The 2,442-nt window shown below is 60.0% G+C and carries 3 protein-coding genes; all 3 read left to right on the top strand.

The features are described 5' to 3' along the window. Window positions 1-449: IS66-like element accessory protein TnpA (tnpA, locus tag KAK09_RS18460; protein WP_247651429.1), on the top strand; the 449-nt coding region annotated here is incomplete at its 5' end. Continuing rightward, the gene (tnpB, locus tag KAK09_RS18455) at window positions 446-799 is read left to right on the top strand and encodes an IS66 family insertion sequence element accessory protein TnpB (protein WP_210880385.1); all 354 of its coding nucleotides are present in this window, start codon (window positions 446-448) and stop codon (window positions 797-799) included. The genes tnpA and tnpB, both read left to right, overlap by 4 nt. Window positions 800-922: 123 nt before the next feature. Then, a complete protein-coding gene (gene tnpC, locus KAK09_RS18450; RefSeq protein WP_418895549.1) occupies window positions 923-2,413 on the top strand; it encodes an IS66 family transposase in 1,491 nt (496 codons plus the stop codon). The last annotated feature ends 29 nt before the right edge of the window (window positions 2,414-2,442 follow it).

The raw sequence follows: 2,442 nt of genomic DNA, 5'->3' as shown, positions 1-2,442 counted from the left end.
GGTGCAGGAGTTTCGCGATGGCGACTACGGTGGAGTTTCTCAGGGGCTACGGGGTGGACATACGGACCAATGGTCAGCGACGCTGGCCAGATGAGGTCAAGGCTCGGATCGTGGCTGAGAGTTTGAAGCCTGGGGCGACGGTGAACGGGGTTGCTACGCGGTATGGGCTTCGGGCAAACCATCTGTCTGAATGGCGCAGTCGGGCGCGTGACGGCAGGTTGGTTTTACCCGCAGTTGAAGAGGACGACTTTTGTTTTGCGCCGATCGTGGTGTCGGATGATTGCGGCGATGCTCCTGTGCCAGCAGTGTCTGCACCGCTTACCAAGTCTGACGCTGCATCCGCTAACCCTATCGAGATTGAGATCGGCCAAGTGACAATCAGGCTCAATGGCACCACCAGTTCTGACCGGATTGCCGAGATCGTTCGGGCAGTCGGGGCACTGGCATGATGTTCCCTTCAAACCGTGTGCGGGTTCTGGTCTCGACGCAGCCTGTGGACTTCAGAAAAGGTCATGACGGTCTGGCTGCAATCGTGTCATCGGTGCTGCGCAAGGATCCATTCACGGGCACGGTGTTTGTGTTCCGCTCGCGCCGTCTTGATCGGCTGAAGCTGCTCTACTGGGATGGCACAGGTCTGGTGATGGCTTACAAGCGGCTCGAGGAGGCAACCTTCACCTGGCCTGCGATCAAGGACGGGATTATGGCGCTGAACCACGCTCAGTTTGAGGCCCTATTTGCCGGCCTGGACTGGCGTAAGGTCAAGGCCTTGGAGACGCGCCCACCTGCTGCGGCAGAATGAATCAACCGCCGTCTTTTGCGTGGGTTTACTTGGGTTTTATTGTAGTCTCGGGCCATGATCGAGATGCCTGTCATTGACCTTTCCACCATCCCTGCCGCGCAGCGTGCAGTGGTTACGTCATTGATGGAAACGATCGCAGCGCTTCAGGATATCACCCAACGCCAACAGCATCTGATTGCTGAATTGAACCATGCCCTGCATGGCAAACGGTCGGAAAAGCTGACCGAGGATGAGCGGCAGTTGGCCTTCGAAGACTTGTCCATCGCACTGGCCGAGGTCGAGATGCAGAAGGACCATCTGGCTGCAAAGACAGGTGACAAGTCAGCCACCAAGCCTGCAGCAAAGCGCACCATCGGCAATCTGCCGGCCACACTGCCGCGCATCGAAGAGGTCATCGAACCCGACAGCCTGATCTGCCCTTGTGGCTGCGGTATTATGCACAAGATCGGTGAAGACCGCAGCGAGCGGCTCGACATCGTGCCGGCCCAGTTGCGCGTCATTGTCACCGTCCGGCCCAAATACGCCTGCCGGACCTGCACCGACGGCGTGACCCAAGCCCCAGCAATATCGCATCTGATCATGGGCGGCCTGCCGACAGAAGCCACCATCGCCCATGTCCTGGTCAGTAAGTATGCGGACCACCTGCCATTGTATCGCCAAAGCCAGATCCTGGCGCGGGCGGGTCTTGAGCTGCACCGCGCCGTGCTGGCCGACTGGGTTGGCAAGGCTGCATTCCACCTCAAGCCCGTTGTTGACCGGCTGGCTGAACACCTGAAACGATCTGACAAGCTGTTCATGGACGAAACCACCGCCCCGGTGCTGGACCCGGGTCGCGGGAAAACCAAAACCGGGTATCTCTGGGCACTTGCCCGTGATGATCGCCCATGGGGCGGTGAGGATCCGCCCGGGGTGGTTTACTTCTATGCCCCCGGGCGCGCGGGCGAGAATGCCGAAACATTCCTGACGGGCTTTGATGGCATCCTGCAAATCGATGGATATCAGGGCTACAATCGGCTGACCAAACCTACCCGCAAGGGCGGCGATCCCATTCGCGTGGCCCATTGCTGGGCGCACGCGCGCCGCAAGCTGAAGGAAGTCTTTGACCGCGACGGCTCAGAGATCGCCGCCGAAGGCCTGCGCCGCATTGCCGACATCTATGCCGTTGAAGCCGATATCCGTGGCATCTCCCCCGGCCAGCGATTGTCGGCCCGCCAGACCCGCAGTGCTCCACTGGTCGCGGCCTTCGGCGACTGGCTGCAGGCCCAACGCCGCAAGATCTCCGCCAAATCCCGGCTCGGCGAAAAGCTGACCTACATCCACAATCACTGGGACGGACTGCAAACATTCCTGAGCGACGGTCGCGTCGAGATCGACAGCAACCGCGTCGAAAACCTGATCCGCCCCATTGCTCTCAATCGCAAGAATGCGCTCTTCGCGGGCCATGACGAAGGCGGCATCGCCTGGGGTCGCATCGCGTCGCTGATCGAAACCTGCAAGATCAACGGCGTCGAACCCTTCGCCTATCTCAACGCAACACTGACAGCGATCGCCAATGGCCATCCGCAAAGCGGCATCGACGACCTGCTGCCGTGGAACTTCAAGACGTCAAGCTAAGCTGCACGTGATGTCCAGCTAACGCTTAC

Source organism: Roseovarius autotrophicus, assembly GCF_018069895.1.
Classification (GTDB): Bacteria; Pseudomonadota; Alphaproteobacteria; order Rhodobacterales; family Rhodobacteraceae; genus Roseovarius; species Roseovarius autotrophicus.
Note: the sequence above shows the minus strand (reverse complement) of the source record. Positions and strands in the feature narration are given on the sequence as shown.